Source organism: Herbaspirillum sp. C7C2 (assembly GCF_022627865.1).
GTDB lineage: Bacteria > Pseudomonadota > Gammaproteobacteria > Burkholderiales > Burkholderiaceae_D > Herbaspirillum > Herbaspirillum frisingense.
On record NZ_JABXGI010000012.1, the window covers coordinates 61,261 to 77,252 of the forward strand.

The 15,992-nt window shown below is 64.3% G+C and carries 15 protein-coding genes; 7 read left to right on the forward strand and 8 right to left on the reverse strand.

All coding sequences use genetic code 11. The features are described from left to right. Positions 1–71 precede the first annotated feature (71 nt). Together HWE04_RS16015 and HWE04_RS16020 are read right to left on the reverse strand one after the other, a co-directional pair. Entirely contained in the window at positions 72–1,880 is a 1,809-nt protein-coding gene (locus HWE04_RS16015; RefSeq protein WP_241813015.1) for an FAD-dependent oxidoreductase, read from the reverse strand. A 23-nt stretch (positions 1,881–1,903) separates the two neighbouring features. After that, positions 1,904–2,863: an MBL fold metallo-hydrolase gene (locus tag HWE04_RS16020; RefSeq protein WP_182993703.1), complete on the reverse strand. Its 960-nt coding sequence runs from the start codon at positions 2,861–2,863 to the stop codon at positions 1,904–1,906. Between the two features lie 366 nt (positions 2,864–3,229). Between HWE04_RS16020 and HWE04_RS16025 the strand changes: the two genes are divergently transcribed. Continuing rightward, positions 3,230–4,015 carry an IclR family transcriptional regulator gene (locus tag HWE04_RS16025; RefSeq protein ID WP_241813016.1) on the forward strand — a complete coding sequence of 262 codons (786 nt, stop codon included), beginning with the start codon at positions 3,230–3,232 and terminating at the stop codon, positions 4,013–4,015. Next, complete coding sequence (locus tag HWE04_RS16030; protein WP_446719237.1) at positions 4,012–4,890, forward strand: IclR family transcriptional regulator; 879 nt, start codon at positions 4,012–4,014, stop codon at positions 4,888–4,890. Before HWE04_RS16025 ends, HWE04_RS16030 begins: the two co-directional genes overlap by 4 nt. A 12-nt stretch (positions 4,891–4,902) precedes the next feature. Here the strand turns inward: HWE04_RS16030 and HWE04_RS16035 are convergent, their stop codons facing one another. Beyond that, a complete protein-coding gene (locus tag HWE04_RS16035) occupies positions 4,903–7,830 on the reverse strand; it encodes a PAS domain-containing hybrid sensor histidine kinase/response regulator (protein ID WP_241813017.1) in 2,928 nt (975 codons plus the stop codon). A 330-nt stretch (positions 7,831–8,160) separates the two neighbouring features. Between HWE04_RS16035 and HWE04_RS16040 the strand changes: the two genes are divergently transcribed. Beyond that, positions 8,161–10,098 carry a putative bifunctional diguanylate cyclase/phosphodiesterase gene (locus HWE04_RS16040; RefSeq protein ID WP_241813018.1) on the forward strand — a complete coding sequence of 646 codons (1,938 nt, stop codon included), beginning with the start codon at positions 8,161–8,163 and terminating at the stop codon, positions 10,096–10,098. A 27-nt stretch (positions 10,099–10,125) separates the two neighbouring features. On the opposite strand, the gene HWE04_RS16045 is transcribed toward HWE04_RS16040, so the two are convergent. Both HWE04_RS16045 and HWE04_RS16050 read right to left on the reverse strand, forming a co-directional pair. Then, entirely contained in the window at positions 10,126–10,494 is a 369-nt protein-coding gene (locus HWE04_RS16045) for a hypothetical protein (RefSeq protein WP_241813019.1), read from the reverse strand. An 86-nt stretch (positions 10,495–10,580) separates the two neighbouring features. After that, positions 10,581–11,477, reverse strand: a complete 897-nt coding sequence (locus tag HWE04_RS16050) for a manganese catalase family protein (RefSeq protein ID WP_077236921.1) — start codon at positions 11,475–11,477, stop codon at positions 10,581–10,583. A gap of 569 nt (positions 11,478–12,046) precedes the next feature. Here HWE04_RS16050 and HWE04_RS16055 point away from each other — a divergent pair. The 3 genes from HWE04_RS16055 to HWE04_RS16065 all read left to right on the forward strand — a co-directional run bounded on the left by HWE04_RS16055 (position 12,047) and on the right by HWE04_RS16065 (position 13,942). Then, the gene (locus HWE04_RS16055; protein ID WP_446719239.1) at positions 12,047–12,856 is read left to right on the forward strand and encodes a ZIP family metal transporter; all 810 of its coding nucleotides are present in this window, start codon (positions 12,047–12,049) and stop codon (positions 12,854–12,856) included. Between the two features lie 11 nt (positions 12,857–12,867). Then, positions 12,868–13,422, forward strand: a complete 555-nt coding sequence (locus HWE04_RS16060) for a hypothetical protein (protein WP_241813021.1) — start codon at positions 12,868–12,870, stop codon at positions 13,420–13,422. A gap of 73 nt (positions 13,423–13,495) precedes the next feature. Next, positions 13,496–13,942 (forward strand): DUF4399 domain-containing protein, encoded by a 447-nt coding sequence (locus HWE04_RS16065; RefSeq protein WP_241813022.1) that lies wholly within the window; start codon positions 13,496–13,498, stop codon positions 13,940–13,942. A gap of 116 nt (positions 13,943–14,058) precedes the next feature. Here HWE04_RS16065 and HWE04_RS16070 read toward each other — a convergent pair whose 3' ends face one another. Both HWE04_RS16070 and HWE04_RS16075 read right to left on the reverse strand, forming a co-directional pair. Beyond that, entirely contained in the window at positions 14,059–14,550 is a 492-nt protein-coding gene (locus tag HWE04_RS16070; RefSeq protein WP_241813024.1) for a YciE/YciF ferroxidase family protein, read from the reverse strand. 190 nt (positions 14,551–14,740) lie between these two features. Further along, positions 14,741–14,947, reverse strand: a complete 207-nt coding sequence (locus HWE04_RS16075) for a KGG domain-containing protein (RefSeq protein ID WP_241813025.1) — start codon at positions 14,945–14,947, stop codon at positions 14,741–14,743. A 354-nt stretch (positions 14,948–15,301) separates the two neighbouring features. On the opposite strand from HWE04_RS16075, the gene HWE04_RS16080 reads away from it, so the two are divergent. Continuing rightward, entirely contained in the window at positions 15,302–15,532 is a 231-nt protein-coding gene (locus HWE04_RS16080; protein ID WP_241813026.1) for a hypothetical protein, read from the forward strand. A gap of 101 nt (positions 15,533–15,633) precedes the next feature. Here the strand turns inward: HWE04_RS16080 and HWE04_RS16085 are convergent, their stop codons facing one another. Then, entirely contained in the window at positions 15,634–15,855 is a 222-nt protein-coding gene (locus HWE04_RS16085; protein ID WP_006461878.1) for a hypothetical protein, read from the reverse strand. Positions 15,856–15,992: the final 137 nt, after the last annotated feature.

Here is a 15,992-nt window from a genome sequence, read left to right on the forward strand (position 1 = left end):
TGTTCTCCTTGGTCGATGTAGGCTCGGGGTTGGGATCAAAGGTCTCAGAGGGGAGATCGGGACGTGGACTCTCAGGCGGCATCCTTGATGGCGATGGCATCGCCGCTGCCGGCATGGCCGGTCGCCCGCCACAGGGCCTGCAGGATGGCGAGCGCATCGATGTCACGCCAGCGCGCGCAGACATGCTGGTCGGGGCGGATCAGGTAGCAGCCGGGCGCGCTGGCATGCGCGGGCATGTCGTAGCGCCGGGCGGCCAGACCTTCGATGTCGTGGACCTGGGTGGCCACCGCGCCCATGCTGTCGAGGGCCTGGCAATCCGACGGCGTGGCCGGTGTTGCGCTGATGAACAACAAGCGCAGCGGCAGTCGGGCCTGCGTCATGCCGGCCAGTTCCTGCAACTGTGAAGGCGCCAGGTTGGCAGCAGGGGCGAAGATCATCAACACGAAGCTGTCACCTAGATGCCGCAACAGCCAGTCGCGGCCGTCGTTGCTGTCGGTACCACTGGTTCCATTGGTTCCATTGGTGCCACCCAGCGGCGCATCACAGCAGGCTGCCCCGGGCTGCATGCCGGCGCTGAAGGATGCGTGGTCACCGGTGTTGAGCGGCGAGGCGTGCAGCGTGGCCGGCAGCGACAGCCGGCCGCTGTTGACCAGCCTGCGCGCAAAGTCGTGCTCGCGCGCCAGGTCCAGCACGGCGTCTCGGAAGCGCCGGCTCACACTGCTCTTGGGCGTGATGAAATCGGTGGAGCGGGTGGAATTGAGCAGGTTTTCATCGGCCGCGAATTCGCGTTCGTCGGCATAGCTGTCCAGCAGGCTTTCCGGCGCCTGGCCCTGCAGCACGCAGGCCAGCTTCCAGGCCAGGTTCTCGGCATCCTGGATGCCGCTGTTGGCACCACGCGCGCCGAAGGGCGAGACGCAATGCGCGGCGTCGCCCACGAACAGCACGCGATCATGGCGAAAGCGCGCCATGCGCACGCAGGCAAAGGTATAGACGCTCACCCATTCCAGCGAGAACTGCACCTCCGGCCCCAGCAGGGCACGCACCCGGGGGATCACCTTTTCCGGTGTCTTCTCCAGCACCGGGTCGGCATCCCAGCCGAGCTGGAAGTCGATTCGCCAGACCTCATCCGGCTGGCGGTGCAGCAATACCGACTGGTTGGGATGGAAGGGCGGGTCGAACCAGAACCAGCGTTCGGCCGGGAAGGGCGCGTCCATCCGGACGTCGGCGATCAGGAAGCGGTCGCGGAAGGTATGGCCCACGCTCTCCAGGCCCATCATCCTGCGCAATGGGCTGCGTGCGCCATCGGCGGCCACCACGTAGCGCGCCTTGAGGCGGTAGCTGCCCGCGGGGCTGTCCACGGTCAGCGTTTCGTGGTCGGCATGGTGTTCGATGGCGCTGACCTTGCTGCTCCAGCGGATGTCGATGTCGGGCAGGGTTTGTGCCTGTTCCAGCAGATAGCCCTCGACGTAATACTGCTGCAGGTTGATGAAGGCCGGGCGGGCGTGGCCGCGTTCGGGCAGCAGGTCGAACTCATAGACCGGCTGGTCGCGCAGGAAGACCTTGCCGCGATTCCAGCCTACGCCCTTGTCCACCATGCGCTGGCCGCAGCCGAGGCGGTCGAAGATATCCAGCGTACGCTGGGCGAAGCAGATCGCCCGCGAGCCGGTGGACAGGGTATTGTCGTCGTCCACCAGCACCACCTTGATGCCCTGGCGGGCCAGATCGATTGCGGTGACCAGGCCGACCGGGCCGGCTCCCACGACCACCACCGGATGGATAGGAGCATGGCCGGGCCGGGTCTGTTCGGCGCAGGGTTGATAGGGGAAGCGTTGTTGCTGGTAGTCGATGGCCGCAGTGTCGAGGCTAGGGATATTGTTCATGTCGGTCTCCTCTCTCCCTTTGCTCAGGCCTGCAGCGCCGTCCACATCTCCTTGTCGCGCGCGGCGGTCCAGATGCGCGGGTGATGGATGCCGGAGGCTTCGTCATAGGCCCGCGTGACATCGAAGGGCAGGCAGTGCTCGTAGATGAAGACCTGGGCGAACTTGGGGTCCATCAGCGTGCGGGCATGGGCCATGGCTTCCTTCAGGCCCATCTTCGCGGCCACTGCCTCGCGCCCGGCGCGCAGCAGGGTGGAGACGAAGTCGCGGGTATAGGCGATGCCCTGCTCGACCTGTTCACGCCCGCGCAGTGCGGGGCCGCGTCCCGGCACCAGTGCCTCGGCCTGTAGCGCCGAGAGGGCATCGAGGGTGGCCGGCCATTGTTCCAGCTGGGCGTCGCCGCAATAGCAGGCGGCGTCGTACTCCACCAGGTCGCCCGAGAACAACACCTTCTGCCCGGGAATCCAGACCACCGTATCGCCCTTGGTATGGCCCGCGCCCAGGTGGGCGATCTTCACTTCCAGCTTGCCCATGAAGAGGGTCATCTCGCGTTCGAACACCATGGTCGGCCAGGTCAGGCCGGGTACCGTCTCCACCCCGGCGAACAGGCGCGGGAAGCGTTCGATCTCGGACTTCATGTCGGCCTCGCCGCGTTCGGAGATCATTTCGAAGGTGCCGCGGCTGGCGATGACCTGCTCGCAACCTTCCTTCAGATAGGCCGACGCGCCCAGCACCCGCACCGCGTGGTAGTGCGACAGCACCACGTACTTGATGGGCAGGTCGGTGATGCTGCGGATGCGCGCGATCAGGTCCTGCGCCATGGCCGGCGTGGCGGTGGTGTCGATGACCATGACGCTGTCGTCGCCAATGATGACGCCGGAGTTGGGATCGCCCTCGGCGGTGTACGCGTAGGCGTTTTCCGAGATGCGTTCAAAGGTGATTTTCTTGGCGTCAAGATCCGCCTGGGATGCAAATGCCTTGGCCATGTCTGCCTCGTTCAAATAGGTGGGACGTACATGGACATGGCTTGCGCCATCAGGGGATGTCTCCGTCCACGCCGTCATGGGTCAATGGGGGTCAAACGTTCTTGTTGTTGCCTGGAGTGAGCAGGGTGATGGCATCTTAGTCAGCAGAATATGATTAGTCAATGTCAAATCTGCTTGTTATGTACTAATGCCAGTTTTGTTTGCTCGCCGACATCCCGCGTTCTTGCCATGGCGACATGGATTAGAATCCCGACCTGGCGCAGTGTGGCGTGGGCGCTGATGTCCGGTCCGAACTGGGCTTGCCTGCCGCTGTGCCCTTGTGCATTTTCAGTGTTCGATTTTCTCCATGACCCAACGGAATCCCCGATGAGTGCAAGCCCCGTCAAGCCCCAGCGCGGCATCCAGAGCGTGGAAGTGGCCGGTCGGCTGTTGCAGGCCCTGGCCCAGACCCGCCAGCCCATGCCGCTGGTCGAACTGGCGAGCGCGGCTGCGCTGTCGTCGGCACAAGCCCACACCTATCTGGTCAGCCTGTTGCGGCTCGGCTTGATCAAGCGCACCCCGGCAGATGGTCGTTACGAGGCCGGCCCGCTGGCGCTGCGTCTGGGCATGGCGCGCCTGGCGCAGGAGCCGGCCTACCAGCTGGCCTTGCCACAGGTGCAGCAACTGAGCGAAGACACCGGCCTGAGCGTGGCGCTCACCCTGCCTACGCCGGAAGGCCCGACCATCGTCCACTACGCCCACGCCGGCAAGCCGCTGCACGTGAACCTGCATGTGGGGACCGTGATGGCGCTGGCCGATACCGCCACCGGCCGCACCTGCTGCGCCTTCCAGCCGGTGACCGCATGGCAGGCGCAATGGGAGGCCCAGCATCCCGGCGCGCCCAGGTCGCAATTGAAGCAATTCCTTGAAACGCTGGATGCCATCCGCAAGCGCGGCATGGAACGTGCCGTCGATGTCCCCAGTCCGGGCGTGACCAGCCTGTGCATGCCCTTGCTGGATGCGGCCGGCCAATTGCAGCTGCTGGTGACCGTGATCGGCACAAGCGGCGTCATCGATGCCGGCTGGCGCGGTGCCGTGGCGCGTCAGTTGCGCATCTGCATCGAGGCCATCGGTCACACGCTGGCCGGTGCCGGCGGGGAGTCCACCGCATGACGCGCCTGCACGACATGCCCCACGAAGCCGATAAAGCCGATGAAGCCGATGACGGCGCCAAAGCGCAGGCGCAGCGCGGCATCCAGTCGCTGGACAGCACCGGCGCCCTGCTGGAAGCCCTGCTGGAAGCGGCCCGTCCGCTGCCACTGGGCGACCTGGCGCGACTGGCCGGCATGCCCGCGGCCAAGGCCTTCCCGCATCTGGTGAGCCTGCAGAAGATCGGCCTGCTGGCGCGTGATGCCCAGGGCAATTTCTTCCCCGGGCCATTGAGTCTGGAACTGGGACTGGCGGCCCTGCAGCGCCTCTCACCGTTGCGCGAGGCCGAGGCCGAAGTGGCGCCGCTGGTCGAGGCGACCGGCCTGTCGGTGGCGCTGGCGGTATTCGGCCCGCTGGGGCCGACCGTGGTGCGGCTGGAAGAATCCTCGCGCCCGCAGCACGTCAGCCTGCGTATCGGTACCGTGCTATCGATGGTGCATACCGCCATCGGTCGCGTCTGCGCAGCCCATCAGCCAGCCGACACGCTGGCCGGCGCGCTGGCGATGGATGCGATCCGCATGGAAGGCGTGCAGGCCGACACCGTCCTCCATGGCGACGGCGCACTGCGTCATGACTACGCAGCGCGCCTGCGCCAGATCCGGGCGGACGGCATGGACCAGGCACTGGGGCGCCCGGTGCCGGGCATCAATACACTGGCCGCACCGGTCTTCAACCATGCCGGCCAACTGGCGCTGGTGATGGCGGTGATGGGCAGCAGCGGCAGCTACGATACGGACTTTGCAGGCGAAGTGGGGCAACTGCTGGCGGCCTCGGCGCGCCGGGTGTCGTGGCGCCTGGGTGCGATCGACACCGGAGCAGGGGCGGTGCCCGGCCGTTGAAGCCGGCAGCTTTCAGGAGCTGGTGCTGCGGTTTTCCAGGATGGCCTCGACCCGTCGTGCCAGCGTTTCCAGCTTGAACGGCTTGGTCAGCAACTGCATGCCCGGCTGCAGATGGCCGTTGCCGAAGGCTGCATTTTCCGCATAACCGGTGATGAACAGCACCTGCAGGCCAGGGCGTGCCGCCCGCGCCGCATCGGCCACCTGGCGACCGTTGAGACCGCCCGGCAAGCCGACGTCGGTGATCAGCAGGTCAATGCGGGCCGATGACTGCAGGATACGCAGTGCCGCTGGACCATCCTCGGCCTGCAGCGTGGCATAGCCGGCGTCATTGAGGACTTCGGCCGTGAGCATGCGGATCGAGGCCTCGTCATCCACCACCAGCACCACCTCGCCACTGCCTGCGGCCTGGTGCGCCTCGCTGGTCTCAGGCTCTTCGCCCTCGGCTTCCAGATCATGGCGTGGCAGGTAGAGCGAGACCGTGCTGCCCTGGCCCACTTCCGAGTACAGACGCACCTGCCCGCCCGACTGGCGCGCAAAGCCATACACCATCGACAGCCCCAGGCCGGTACCCTCGCCGATGGGTTTGGTGGTGAAGAAGGGATCGAAAGCCCGCGCCAGCACATCCGGCGGCATGCCGGTTCCGGTGTCGGTCACCGAGATGCAGACATACTGGCCCGGCGGCAGGTCACGTTCCTGCGCCCATTTGTCCTCCAGCCACTTGTTGGCAGTCTCGATGGTCAGGCGTCCACCGCCGGGCATGGCGTCGCGTGCATTGATGCACAGGTTCAGTAGCGCGCTTTCCAGTTGCGGGCCATCGACGAAGGTCGGCCACAGGCCGACTGCGCCGACCACTTCCAGCGTGATGGCCGGGCCGATGGTGCGGCGGATCAGGTCTTCCATCCCCGCCACCAGGGTATTGACGTTGGTGGGCCGTGGCGCCAGCGTCTGCCGACGCGCGAACGCCAGCAAGCGTTGCGTCAGCGAAGCGGCGCGTTGTGCGCTGCGCGCCGCCAGGTCGATGTAGCGGAACAATTCATCACCACGCCCCTGCACCAGGCGCACGCGCATCAGGTCCAGGCTGCCGGTGATGCCACCCAGCAGGTTGTTGAAATCGTGGGCCAGGCCGCCAGTAAGCTGCCCGATGGCCTCGATCTTCTGCGAGTGGCGCAGCGCCTCCTCGGTCGCCATCAGTTCCTGGGTACGAGCGCTGACCTGGGCTTCCAGCGATTCATTGATTTCGCGCAGGCGTGCCTCGCTGGCCGCCAGGGCCTGCTGGTTGTGGATGCGTTCGAAGGCGGCGCGGGTCTGCTGGCTGACTTCCCGCACGATGGCCAGTTCGTTGTCGGTCCAGGTGCGTGGCGCATGACTGCTGACGTAGACGATGCCCACCAGCTCGCCCTGTTCGATGATGGGAACATCCATGAAGGCTGCCACCCCTAGCGCCAGATGCTGCTGCGCGATGGCGGCGGTGCGCGCGTCGCGGGCGACGTCGCCCACCAGCACCACGCTGCCGCTGCGCAGGGCGCGGCTGATGCGCTGCTGGTCATGCAGGGCCAGTGCCTCGCAATTGTCGGCACTTCCCTGGAAGCACCAGTCGCCTTCGACCTGGGCTTGCTGTTGCGGCCCCAACGAACGGTAGCTGACCCAGCGGGCGCTGAGCGTCTCTCCGATGATGTGGGCGGCAGCCGTAGCGATGGCCGACGGTGATTCGGCAGCGCGGATCGCTTCGGCCAGGCGGAACAGCGCATGCTGGCGGGCTTCGCTGTTCTTGCGGTCGGTGACGTCGCGGGTGGTGCCGGCCACGGCCTCGACTTCGCCATCCGGACCCAGCACGGGGAAGATGATGTAGTCGTAGATGCGGCGTCCGAAGGTGCCGTTGAAGGGCACATCGCCGCGCACCGGGCGCTTGGTGGCGCGCACCTGCTCGATCTCGCGGCTGTGCATCTCGGCATGCCATGGCTCGTAGCCCAGCTCCAGGCAGGTCTTGCCGATGGCCTCGTCCCAGCTCTTGCCCCACATCTGCAACAGCACCCGGTTGGCGTAGGTGAAGCGGTGATTCAGGTCCCAGGCATAGGCCAGGTCGGGCGTGGTGGACAGGAAGCTTTCGTAGAAGCGCCGGCGTCGTTCGGAATCATCGGTCAGGCGCGCCAGTTCGGCCACCGCTTCCTTCTGCGCGTGGATATCGGTGGAGGTGCCATACCAGTGCAGGATGGTCGTACCGTCAGCGGCCAGCTGCGGCTTGCCGCGTGTGAGGAACCAGCGATACTGGCCCTGCGCATTGCCGATGCGGTGTTCCACCGACAGTTCGCAGCAGGTATGACGGGCGTGCTGCCAGGCCTGCGCGGTCAGTACGCGATCATCGGGATGGACGTGGCGTGCCACCAGCGCATCGAAGCTGCCCAGGCTGTCCTTGGCCGCCGTGTCGCCGACATGGGCGTGCCACTGGTCATTGACGAATTCCAGATCGCCCAGGGCATTGGTGATCCATACGATCTGCGGGATGGCGCTGGTCATCAGCTGGAAGCGGGTCTCGCTCTCATGCAGGCGGCGCTCGGATTGTTGCTGCTGTTGCTGCTGTTGCTGGCGGGCACCGGCACGCAGGCTCACTGACAGGCCCTGCGTGCCGGCATTGCAGATCACTTCGTAGGATTGCGCCTGGCCCGGTGGGGTGAACAGGAATTGCCGGCTCTGGCCATCGGCCAGGCTAGCGCGCAATGGCGCTTCCAGTGCGCTGCCCACCAGCGCCGGGCAGACCTGCCAGATCAACTCCCCCGTCACCGTCCCTGCCTGCGCCGCCAGCAATGTCATGGCGGCTTCGTCCATGAAGACCACCCGCCACTGCGCGTCGACCGCCAGAAACGCCGCCGGCACGGCGGCCGACGGTACCGGCGATCGGGCAATGGGCGTGTGTGGAGCGGCATGGGAGGGGAGCATGGACATGGCACACCTTGATTTCTGGTTACGCCAGATTGTAGATGAGCCTTTGGCCGAACGATGTAGGACAACCCCGCAACTTGCAGCTCGACGCTGGTGCCGGGATAACTTGCGCTGCTGCATGGATGACGGCACCAGGACGCGGCAACACGCTTTCCTGCGGGTATTGTTGTAAGCCGGAAAGCCGCACGGTATCAGGCATTTCCTGATCTTGGCGGTGACCGGTCGCGGCTATAATAGCTGACCGAATGACAACATAACGATGGCCGCCATCTCGCTACCCATCCCGCCCGCTGTGCGGGCTGATGCGCACGATGACACGGCACGGGGTACAGGATGGCTCCCTCCGCATTGATGAGCATGGTGCGCCGCTATTGGCGCGTGAACTACGATCAGCCGGAACTGCTGATCGCGCAGTACCGGGCCTTCTCCGGGAAGATGCCCATGATGTATCTGATCCTGCTGATCAACAGCTGGGCGCTGGCCTATACCTATCTGGATCTGGCACCGCACTGGCTGGGGCTCTATTTCCCGGCCCTGCTGACGGTGCTGTGCGCCACCCGGCTGAGCTTCTGGTGGCGTGGCCGCCACGTCGACCCGACACCTGGCATGGCCGCCCGGGCGCTCAAACGTACCAATTTCCTGGCGGCCCCCATCGCCCTGGGCTTTTCCTTGTGGTCGGTGATGCTGTTCCCCTACGGCGACAGCTATGCCCAGGCGCATGTGGCGTTCTACATGGGCATCACTGTCATCTGCTGCATCTTCTGCCTGATGTATCTGCGTTCGGCGGCGCTGTCGGTGGCCCTGATCGTCAACGGCATCTTCACCGTCTTTTTCATCTCCACCCATGTGCCCGTGTTCGTGGCGGCGGCCCTCAACGTGGTGCTGGTGACCATCGGCATGCTGGCCATCGTCAACAGCCACTACAGCGACTTCACCCGCCTCATCGATGCCCAGGTCAAGACCGCATTGCTGAGCGACGAAAACCTGCGCCTGGCCAATCTGGATTCACTCACCGACATCCCCAACCGCCGCAAGTTCTTCTCCCAGCTGGACCACATCTGTAGCCGCGCCACCGCCTCCGGCCAGCGTTTCGCGGTGGTCATCCTGGACCTCGACGGCTTCAAGGCGGTCAACGATCTGTACGGCCATACCCATGGTGACCAGTTGTTGAGGGAGGTGGGGCAACGCCTCTGGGCGCTGTGCCAGGACGAGCGTTTCCACCTGGCGCGCCTGGGCGGCGACGAATTCGCCGTCATCATCGATGACGACCTCGGCGACGCCGCCCTGCAGGCCTTCGGCACGCGCATCTGCGCCGCCTTGCGCCGGCCTTTCATGCTCTACAAGGCCACCGTGCAGATTGCAGCCTCGGTAGGCGTGGCCACCTTTCCGGACATGGCGGTCGATGCCACCTCCCTCTACGAGCATGCGGACTATGCGCTCTACCAGGGCAAGCGCGAGCGACGCGGCACCATCACGCTGTTCTCCGAGCGCGACAAGGCACAGATCCAGCGCAACGCCAATATCGAACAGGCCTTGCGGCTGGCTGATTTCGAGCGCGAGCTGTCGGTGTTCTTCCAACCCATCGTACGCCTGGATGATTGCCAGCCCATCGGCTTCGAAGCCCTTGCACGCTGGCACAGCGCCACCAAGGGCGCCGTTGCGCCGATCGAATTCATTCCCGCTGCCGAGCGCATGGGCATCATCAACCAGCTGAGCGTGATTCTGCTGAAGAAGGCATTGCAGGCGGCTGCATCGTGGCCGCCGTCGCTGCGCCTGTCGTTCAACCTGTCGGCCAACGACATCAACACCAGCGAGGGGATGGCCGAGGTCGTCAAGGTCATCACCAGTTCAGGCTTCAGCCCCTCGCGCCTGGACCTGGAAATCACGGAGACCGCCGTGCTGCAGGATCTGGAGAAATCGCGCCGGCTGGTCTCAGCCCTGCGCGAGCTCGGCTGTGGCATCACACTGGATGACTTCGGTACCGGCTATGCCAGCCTCAGTCACCTGCATGCCCTGCCGCTGACCCGCATCAAGATCGACAAGAGCTTCGTGGCCGATATCGAACACAACGAAGTCAGCTACAAGATCGTCAAGTCCTTGCTGGCGCTGACCCACGACATGGAGCTGGCCTGCGTGGTGGAAGGGGTGGAAACCCCGCAGCATCTGCAACGCCTGCGCGAACTGGGTGCCACGCACGGCCAGGGCTACCTGTTCGCCATGCCGCTGGCCAGCGATCAGGTCCAGGCCTGGCTGCAGTCGCAGGCGACCTAGCCGCCTGCCTGGGCGACCTCACTGCAATCAGTGCAGGGCATCGAAGTCCATGCCGCTGGCGCGATAGACTTCACGCAAGGCATTGAGCAGATGCGGGTCCTCGGTGGTCACCAGCAGCAGCGCTTCGCAGGACCAGAACACTTCCTGCCGGCCGGCACCCACATTGGGATCATCCCGGTTGCTGAGCATGTCCATCCAGCTGCTATCGAAGTGGACATCAGTCTCCTTGTACTCAAGGATGAAGTTGCCGCTGGAGGGCCCCGCCTCATCATCCATCACCCGTAGCTCCATCTGTTGCGGCGTCACGCCCCGATCGCGCAGGGCATCATAGGCGCGCTGCGCCATCGTCAGGCTGGGGAAGGGAAAGACTGCCACGGTCGGCTGTTCACTGCTCATCGAATATCCTCGTTGCAGACAGAACTGCCTCGCAGCCGGCAGCCGGCCGGTGCGAGGCAGATCGTCATGAAGTAGAAAGTCAGTCCTCAGGGACGCTTGGCCTTCAGGTCAGCATCGGCAGAACCGATTTCAGCCCCGGTCAGCGGCTCGCCATCCTGCGCGGATGCGGTACGCGCCGCCAGTTGATCCAGCACGGCCTGATCGTCGTCGCTCAGTTCCACGCTCGCCTGTCCGTCGCCACCGTCGACCGGCGTGAGGGCGTCGGCGCCATCGAGTCGCTCCCACTGCTCGCCATCGTTCCACGGTCCGGTCTGCTCACCCAAGCCCTGCGAAAGATTGACGTAGACCTTGGAGAAGCGCGGATCGCCAGGCAGCTTTCCGGGCGGGAAGTTTGGGCGGATGGAATAGAGCGCCTTTTCAAAGGATTTCTGGTGCGCGATTTCACGCGTCATCAGGAAGCCCAGCGCTTCCTTCACGCCCGGATCGTCGGTCAGATTGATGAGTCGTTCATAGACGATCTTGGCCCGTGCTTCGGCCGCGATGTTGGAACGCAGGTCGGCAGTGGGTTCGCCGATGGTATCCACATAAGCGGAAGTCCACGGTACCCCGGCCGAATTGACCAGCGGCGCGCCGGCGCCATACAACACCTGGGTGATGTGGCTGTCATTGCCAGCCCCGGTGATCTCCTTGTAGAGCGTACCTTCTTCCTCCACGCCTTCGGCCAGCTTGCCCTTGGCGCCCTTGTTGAGCATCACCACGATGTTGCCGATCACTTCGAGGTGGCTCAGTTCTTCGGTGGCGATGTCGAACAGCATGTCTTTGCGGCCGGGATCATCCTCGGCGATGGCCTGGGTGAAGTAGCGGCAGGCAGCGGCGAGTTCGCCTTGCGGGCCGCCGAACTGTTCCAGCATCAGGTTGGCCAGCCCGGGATTGGGGCCGGCAACGCGTACGGTGTATTGCAGTCGTTTGTTGTGGGCAAACATGGTGAGGGTCTCCTTGGCGGTTTCAGGGTCGAAGCGAGGGTTGAAAACAAAGCACACGGACTTGATCGGTCAATCGCATTTAGCGATAGACAGAGCCTTGATCCTAAGTTGCGGGTGCTCAGCCATACCATCGGCGATAGCGGAAAACATGCGGTGATCGGTCACGCCGACCGGTGTCGGACATCCTTAGCGCAACAGCAGACCCTAGGCTGATCAGCCGGAATTTTCAGGCGGGCGTCGGACGAGCACAGCGCCCCGATTCAGTGTTCGTCCGATGGGGAGGATCGTGCGCACCCGATAGACTTCCCTGATCGTGACGCACTGCCGATGTCGCGTCACCTCCTGATCACCGTGATCACGCTGATCACCATGACCTCAGGCAGTCAGCTCATCCCGCCGCAGGACCGGCATCCTCGCATTACGGAAACAGAAGGACATGCATGCTCAAGAAAGTGGAGTATTCCCTGACCCCCGCGCCTGATCCTCAGGCAGCGCTGCAGTCAGCGTCGCCTGCGGCATGCGACCTGCCCGCGCAGCCACAACTCATGCGCCTGAGCTGGCCGTTGGTGATGGTGGGCGTCATCGTGGTGGCCGGTGCCCTGGGCTGGTGGAGCGCACGGGATGAGCGCGTCTGGCTTGCGTATTGCGGTGGCATGGCTGCCGCCGCTGCAACCGCTGCCGGCACCTTGCCGCTGCTTTTCTCGCGCCGCTTTTCTGCCCGTGTGGCGGACTGCTGCACCGGATTCGGTGCCGGTGTCATGCTGGCAGCGTCGGTGTTTTCGCTGATCCTGCCGGCCATGCAAGCGCTGGAGCAGGGTGGGGTGGGCAAGTCCACCGGCAGCCTGGTGATCGGTGCCAGCGTGCTGGCCGGTGCCCTGCTGGTGCTGGCACTGCAACGGGCCGGACAGGGACATGACGAGCTGGCCCGGCAGGCGGCGCTGCGCCGGGTGTGGCTGTTCGTGCTCACCGTCGGGCTGCACAACCTGCCGGAAGGTCTGGCGGTTGGCGTGGCCTACGGTGGTGTCGCGCCGGAGCAGGCGTCAGTGCTGACCTTCGGCATTGCACTACAAGATATTCCGGAGGGCATGATCGTTGCGACCGCGCTGCGCGGCATTGGTTATTCCCGCGCCGACGCTATCGGTTGCGGCATCCTCTCGGGGCTGGTGGAACCGCTCGCGGCGGTCGCTGGCGCGGCGGTGGTGGCCTGGTCTTCGGTAATGCTGCCCTGGGCGTTGGGCGGCGCGGCAGGGGCCATGCTGTTCGTACTGGCGCACGAGGTGATTCCCGATCCGCATCGACGTCATGACGCCTTGCCGGCGACCTGCTTCCTGCTCGTCGGTTTCGTGCTGATGATGGTGATGGACACCGCGCTTTCTTGAACAGGCCAGCCATGAACGCTTCCCGGGATCCTGCCGATGCCAGACTGCCCCCGCTGCCGCAGGATGCGCAGACCTTGACCTACGTCGAACTCTGGAACGGCGCCGACCTCCTGATCCGGAAAGCCGGTGAAGAGGTCGCCGGCTCGCGCTGGGTGTTCCTCTCGGCGCTGGTGATGTTGTCCTTCTGCCTGGAGGCCTATCTCGACTACGCCGGTTCGCTGCTCTTCGGGGCGGCCTGGCGCGAGGGGGACGCGCCGCATGCAGGGCAGGACGTCCAGCGCAGGCTGGCATTGGTCTGCGCGGCCTGTGGCGTTCAGCTAGAAGCCCGCCATACCTATCGCACGGTGGCGATGACCTTGCTGGAACTGCGCGCCAGCCTGACACAGGCCACCCAGATGCGCATGCCGCAATCGCAGCTGGCCAGAAGGGAGGCGCCGCCCGACCCGGCATGGGCGCCGTATTGCCGGCGCAATGTGGTGCTCGACTATCGCGCGCAGCTGCGCATCCTGCTCGGCAAGCTGCACGCCGGTCTGCCGGCGGCCGAGCGCGGGCCGCTCTCGCTGTGAGCTGTGCAGTACGGCTATGGTGAGCAACGGCTCGTCCCGAACTCGACAATTTCAACTCATCAAGGAGCCCGCTATGTTCCCATCGTCACGCAAATCCCCGCACCACAATGGTCGGTTCTTCGCTGCACCCTGCCTGGCCCTTCTCCTGTTTTCGCTCGGGGGCCAGATGGCCCGCGCCGATGAACCTACCCTCAGCATTCTCGAACCCAAGAGCGGTCAGACGGTGACCAGTCCTTTCCGCGTCCGCCTGGCAGCCCACTCGATGACCACCCGTCCGGCCGGCAAGCTGGTCGAGGGTACCGGTCATCACCACATCCTGATCAACCATTCGCCCATCGGCAAGGGCGAGACCATCCCGCATGACGACACCCATCTGCATCTGGACCAGGGGCAGACCGAAACCATGCTCACCCTCCCGCCGGGCAAATACAAGCTCACCGCTCAGTTCGCCGATGGAGAAGACCATTCCTACGGTCACATGATGGCCCATGGAATCAACATCACCGTCAAGGCACCCTGATCCGGGCGCAACAAAACAGGTCGCTCCTTGTCGGAAGCGACCTGTTGAATCGGGTCAGAAGTGTGTCTGGGCCCCGGGCCAGATGAGGCGGCCCCGGAGGACGCCTTATGGGGTGATCATGCGGCCAGCTTCTCGTTGACCTGCTGCCGCGCGAGCTCGCTGAGTTTCTGGTCGGTGGCCTTTTCTTCCTGCAGGGTTTCGTCGAGCAGCCTGGCGGCCTCGTCCAGCCCGAGTTGCTTGGCCAGGGCGCACAAGGTCCCATAGGTGGCAATCTCGTAATGCTCCACTTTTTGCGCAGCGCCGATCAGAGCGGCGTCGAGCACTGCTCCTTTTTCGATTTCATCGATCTGCTCGCGACCTTCTTCCACCAGCCCTTCCATGGCCACGCACTTCACGCGCTTGAGCCGCAATTCGCTGTTTTCCACCAGCCTGTCGATACGTTCGATCTGTCCCTGAGTCTCTTCCAGATGTTGTTCGAAGGCCTGGCGCAGCTCGGGCGTAGTAGCTGCCCGGGCCAGCCGGGGGAGCGCGCGGGTCAATTGCTTTTCCGCGCTATAGACGTCGGAGAGGCTGTGGATGAACAGGTCTTTCAAGGTCTTGACGGTCATACTGGTCTCCTGGTTGAAGGTAGGGTGAAAGCGAGCATTGTGTGACCCGGGCGGGAAGGCAAGGCAAGACAGCAAGGCAGCAAGGCAGGAGAGCGGGCCCGAGGAAGGCCCGCTGCCTATGCTGCTGGTACTGCCCTGGCGGTACTAGCGAGCACAGCCGCAGTCGTATGACTCCCGGGAGTCGCTACGACTAACGGTTGTTGCTCTGGTTACCGCCGCTGTGGCTGTTCTGACCACCCTTGCGGCCCGCTTCGCGTGCTTCATCGGAACTGAATTCGTGCGCGGTTCCCTTTTCATGGGCAGCCTTGCCGCCCTGGCTGGCGATCTCGCGCTGCTTGCTTTCATCCATCGAAGCGAAGCCACGGTTGCCGGTCGATCCTTGGTTCTGATTTGCCATGATGTATCTCCTTATGATGATGAGGGGGATGAATCGCAGGGCTTTGTTTCCCTACGAGTCCTCATCTTAGGTCGAGGGCTTTATCGGTGATATCGGCGTACCGGACGATGAGAGGTCGGTATGGACTGTCAGTAATGCCAGCGGGATTGAAGAAGAGCAGATGCCCGGCCGTAGCGCCAATAGGCCGCAGTAGGAAGCCGCCAAGGCGGCGCGATCCACTATGGATGAGCATTGGCTTGGACCTTCGTGGAACAAACTGACGGACGGCAAACTCCATTGCCTGTCCAGTCAGGGGAAACCTGCACGGACGACGAGCAAGCGCTAGCAAGTACAAGCAAGTAACGGGAACACGAAATGAAGAAAAGACAGGCACTGATCGAAAGCGTGAATCGGCTCAAGGCCTCGCACGAGCAGGCGGCGGGTATCCTCCAGGGCATCGTGCATGATGCGGTAAGGATGAGCAAAGGCGGGGATGAGCTCCCCGACCGGAAGGATTTTCGCCGTTACCGGCGGGCGATCAAGGATCTCAAGCTGCAGTGCCTGCAGGTGGAAATGGTGCTGGCGGAATTTGATCGGGACGACTGAGCACCGTCCCGTCCCGACCTGTCCGCGCTGTAATGCCTGTAATGCGGGCTCCGCCGCTCACAGCGCGACGCCACCCTGGACTCATCGGCTGACTTGCCAGATTACAGTTGCGGGCTGTTTTCCCGCATGTCCTGGTCGGAATAGTTGCCGCCCTCCGGTTTATTTTTGGAGCCGTATTTGTCGCTGTCCCCCGGCACGTGGCGCTCGCCACCGTCGAGCATGTCGCGCTCGTTGGTCCCGGTAGGGGGATTGCCTTTCTGCTCCAGATCCTTGGGGCCAGAGGTGTCGGCCGGATGGTGGTGCTTGTTCAGGGCGTCGGTCATGATGCGTCTCCTTTTCCTTTGCGGATGTCGGTGCAGGCGGGCTGCGCTGCCTGCTTTAGCTGCTTTGAGAAATATTGATCCTAGCCGAGCCACGCCGCGGCGTATGTCGGCGCACGCCGCGATTATGCGCACCCTCG

Bases quoted from the DNA above. Each gene is read 5' to 3' on its own strand.
- HWE04_RS16065 (WP_241813022.1), top strand. From the start codon at position 13,496: ATGTTCCCATCGTCACGCAAATCCCCGCACCACAATGGTCGGTTCTTC.
- HWE04_RS16035 (WP_241813017.1), bottom strand. From the start codon at position 7,830: ATGTCCATGCTCCCCTCCCATGCCGCTCCACACACGCCCATTGCCCGA.
- HWE04_RS16085 (WP_006461878.1), bottom strand. From the start codon at position 15,855: ATGACCGACGCCCTGAACAAGCACCACCATCCGGCCGACACCTCTGGC.
- HWE04_RS16045 (WP_241813019.1), bottom strand. From the start codon at position 10,494: ATGAGCAGTGAACAGCCGACCGTGGCAGTCTTTCCCTTCCCCAGCCTG.
- HWE04_RS16020 (WP_182993703.1), bottom strand. From the start codon at position 2,863: ATGGCCAAGGCATTTGCATCCCAGGCGGATCTTGACGCCAAGAAAATC.
- HWE04_RS16055 (WP_446719239.1), top strand. From the start codon at position 12,047: ATGGTGGGCGTCATCGTGGTGGCCGGTGCCCTGGGCTGGTGGAGCGCA.
- HWE04_RS16080 (WP_241813026.1), top strand. From the start codon at position 15,302: ATGAAGAAAAGACAGGCACTGATCGAAAGCGTGAATCGGCTCAAGGCC.
- HWE04_RS16070 (WP_241813024.1), bottom strand. From the start codon at position 14,550: ATGACCGTCAAGACCTTGAAAGACCTGTTCATCCACAGCCTCTCCGAC.
- HWE04_RS16060 (WP_241813021.1), top strand. From the start codon at position 12,868: ATGAACGCTTCCCGGGATCCTGCCGATGCCAGACTGCCCCCGCTGCCG.
- HWE04_RS16040 (WP_241813018.1), top strand. From the start codon at position 8,161: ATGGCTCCCTCCGCATTGATGAGCATGGTGCGCCGCTATTGGCGCGTG.
- HWE04_RS16075 (WP_241813025.1), bottom strand. From the start codon at position 14,947: ATGGCAAATCAGAACCAAGGATCGACCGGCAACCGTGGCTTCGCTTCG.
- HWE04_RS16025 (WP_241813016.1), top strand. From the start codon at position 3,230: ATGAGTGCAAGCCCCGTCAAGCCCCAGCGCGGCATCCAGAGCGTGGAA.
- HWE04_RS16015 (WP_241813015.1), bottom strand. From the start codon at position 1,880: ATGAACAATATCCCTAGCCTCGACACTGCGGCCATCGACTACCAGCAA.
- HWE04_RS16030 (WP_446719237.1), top strand. From the start codon at position 4,012: ATGACGCGCCTGCACGACATGCCCCACGAAGCCGATAAAGCCGATGAA.
- HWE04_RS16050 (WP_077236921.1), bottom strand. From the start codon at position 11,477: ATGTTTGCCCACAACAAACGACTGCAATACACCGTACGCGTTGCCGGC.